The 2,484-nt window shown below is 67.0% G+C and carries 2 protein-coding genes; both read left to right on the forward strand.

Going from position 1 to position 2,484, the window contains the following annotated elements; genetic code table 11:
• Positions 1-1,060: DUF2637 domain-containing protein (locus U9980_RS03010; RefSeq protein WP_416210127.1), on the forward strand; the 1,060-nt coding region annotated here is incomplete at its 5' end.
• An 84-nt stretch (positions 1,061-1,144) separates the two neighbouring features.
• The gene (locus tag U9980_RS03015) at positions 1,145-2,359 is read left to right on the forward strand and encodes a pyridoxal phosphate-dependent aminotransferase (RefSeq protein ID WP_322750711.1); all 1,215 of its coding nucleotides are present in this window, start codon (positions 1,145-1,147) and stop codon (positions 2,357-2,359) included.
• The last annotated feature ends 125 nt before the right edge of the window (positions 2,360-2,484 follow it).

Genomic DNA, 2,484 nt, shown 5'->3' on the forward strand with positions numbered 1-2,484 from the left:
GGTGTCTCTTGGTGGTCAATCGGATGCGTTTGCAGAGCGGGCCATTCGGGTGACGACGGTTGCGGCCGTCACCCTGGTCGCGGCGGTGGCGGCCTTCGTCTCCTACCGCCACATGCGCGGCGTCGCGGTTGGACACGGCGAGGACTCCATGACGGCGGCGGTGCTGCCGTTCAGCGTGGACGGCATGATCGTAGCCGCATCCATGACCATGCTGGCGGATCGCCGCGCGGGACGGCGCCGTTCCGGGCTGTCCTACGCGCTCCTTACGTTGGGTGCATGTGCGTCACTGGCTGCAAACGTCCTGCACGCGGAACCCACCCTGACAGCCCGGGTCATCGCGGCATGGCCACCGTTGGCGCTGCTCGGCTCCTATGAACTGCTCATGCGCCAGATCCATCCCACTGGCTCCAGCCCCGCCGCTCACCGCCAAGCCAGGGGCGTCACGGGCGTCACGGGCGTTGCCGCACGGCGCCTCGCGGATGCCGGCGGCACAGCAAGCATTCCCAGCCCGCGCGCGGAGCAGTCCACGGTCGGGCGGTCGCCGCTGTTCCTCGCCCCCGCCCCGGTGCCGACGCCAGATCCCGCCGACGCCATCGATCTGGCCGATCTGGCCGATCTGGCAGACCTGGCCGACCCCGTGGAGCCGACCGATGCAGCCGATCTGGTCGATCTGGTCGATCTGCCCGGTGGACACCGTCCGGGCATGCATGACGCCGGTGCGGAGGCTGATGCCGGGGCGGCGGATGAGGCCGACCTGCACGACGCTGCCGCGCAGTCGTCCGGTCCGGAGTCCCCGGGACTGGACATCACCGGAAAGCGCGACGCCATCATCCACGCACTGGAACAGACCGGCGGATCGGCATCGCAGGCCTCGGCCTTGCTCGCCGCCCGCGGCATCAGCGTCAGCAAAAGCTGGGTTTACCAGGTCCGCAAGGAGACCCATTTCGCCGATGTCGACGACACCGGCCCGCTGCCGGTACCGGTGCCGGTGCGCCATCCTGTCCGTCTTGGCCGCGGGCTGGGCCGCGGTCTCACCCCCGATCTGCCCCGCAACACCTGACCCCGCACTGACCCCGCAGCACCTGGCCCGACTCCCCTGGCCAGGGTGAGAAAATCCGGTGGACGGCGCGCCTACCCTTGGCAGATGGAGTTCACCCAGTCCGACAAACTCGCCGACGTCTGCTATGACGTCCGGGGTCCCGTCCTCGACCAGGCGACGCGGTTGGAAGCCGAGGGTCAGCGCATCCTGAAGCTGAACATCGGCAACCCCGCGCCGTTCGGGTTCGCCGCCCCACCGGCGGTTCTCCAGGCAGTGATACACAGCCTCGCCGACGCGCAGGGTTACAGCGACTCCAAGGGCCTGCCATCCGCACGAGCGGCCGTGGTCCGGTACGCGACCGGTAAGGGTATCGCCAGTATCGACACCGACGACGTCTACCTCGGTAACGGCGTCTCAGAATTGATTATGATGTCGTTGCAGGCGCTGCTCAACGACGGCGACGAGGTGCTGCTCCCGGCACCGGACTACCCGCTGTGGACAGCGGTGGTCAGCCTCTGCGGCGGCCGGCCCGTCCACTACATGTGCGACGAATCCGCCGACTGGACGCCCGACGTCGACGACATCGCCGGCAAAATCACCGCCAGGACGCGGGCAATCGTGGTGATCAACCCGAACAACCCGACCGGCGCCGTCTACAGTCGTGAGGTCCTCGCCGGCATCATCGAGATCGCCCGCCGACACAACCTTATGATCTTCTCTGACGAGATCTACGACCGGATCCTGTATGACGACGCCGAGCACGTCTCCACCGCGGCGCTCGCCCCGGATGTCATGTGTGTGACGTTCAACGGGCTGTCGAAGGCGTACCGCCTCGCCGGCTTCCGCTCCGGCTGGATGGTTCTTTCCGGTCCACGTATGCATGCTTCCAGTTATGTCGAAGGCCTCAACATCCTGGCGAACATGCGGCTGTGCGCCAACGTCCCGGGCCAGTACGCGATGCAGGCCGCGCTTGCGGATGACGGTGGCGCCGGCGATCTCGTCCTGCCCGGTGGTCGGCTGCACGAGCAACGCGACGTGGTGTGGAAACTGCTCAACGATATTCCCGGCATATCGTGCGTAAAGCCACGTGGAGCGCTGTATGCGTTCCCACGTATCGATTCCGCCGTTCACCCGATCGTCGATGACGAACGGCTCGTCCTGGACCTGCTTCTGGCCGAGAAGATTCTCGTCGTGCAGGGCACCGGCTTCAACTGGCCCAGACCCGACCACATCCGGATAGTCACCCTGCCCGGTGTGGACGATCTCACCGACGCGGTCGGCCGTATCGGCCGGTTCCTCGCGACCTACGCACAGCGCTGATGGCAGGGTGATCTACGACCACGACTGTGGCCCCTTTGTCAGCTCCCGGACCTGCCATGCGGTGAGAGAGTGGACGCTGTGTCCAGTGCCGAATCCAGCCAACCCGCGCCGACCCCGGCACCAGG

It is taken from the genome of Protofrankia sp. Cr1 (assembly GCF_963555865.1).
In the GTDB taxonomy this organism is placed as follows: domain Bacteria; phylum Actinomycetota; class Actinomycetes; order Frankiales; family Frankiaceae; genus Protofrankia.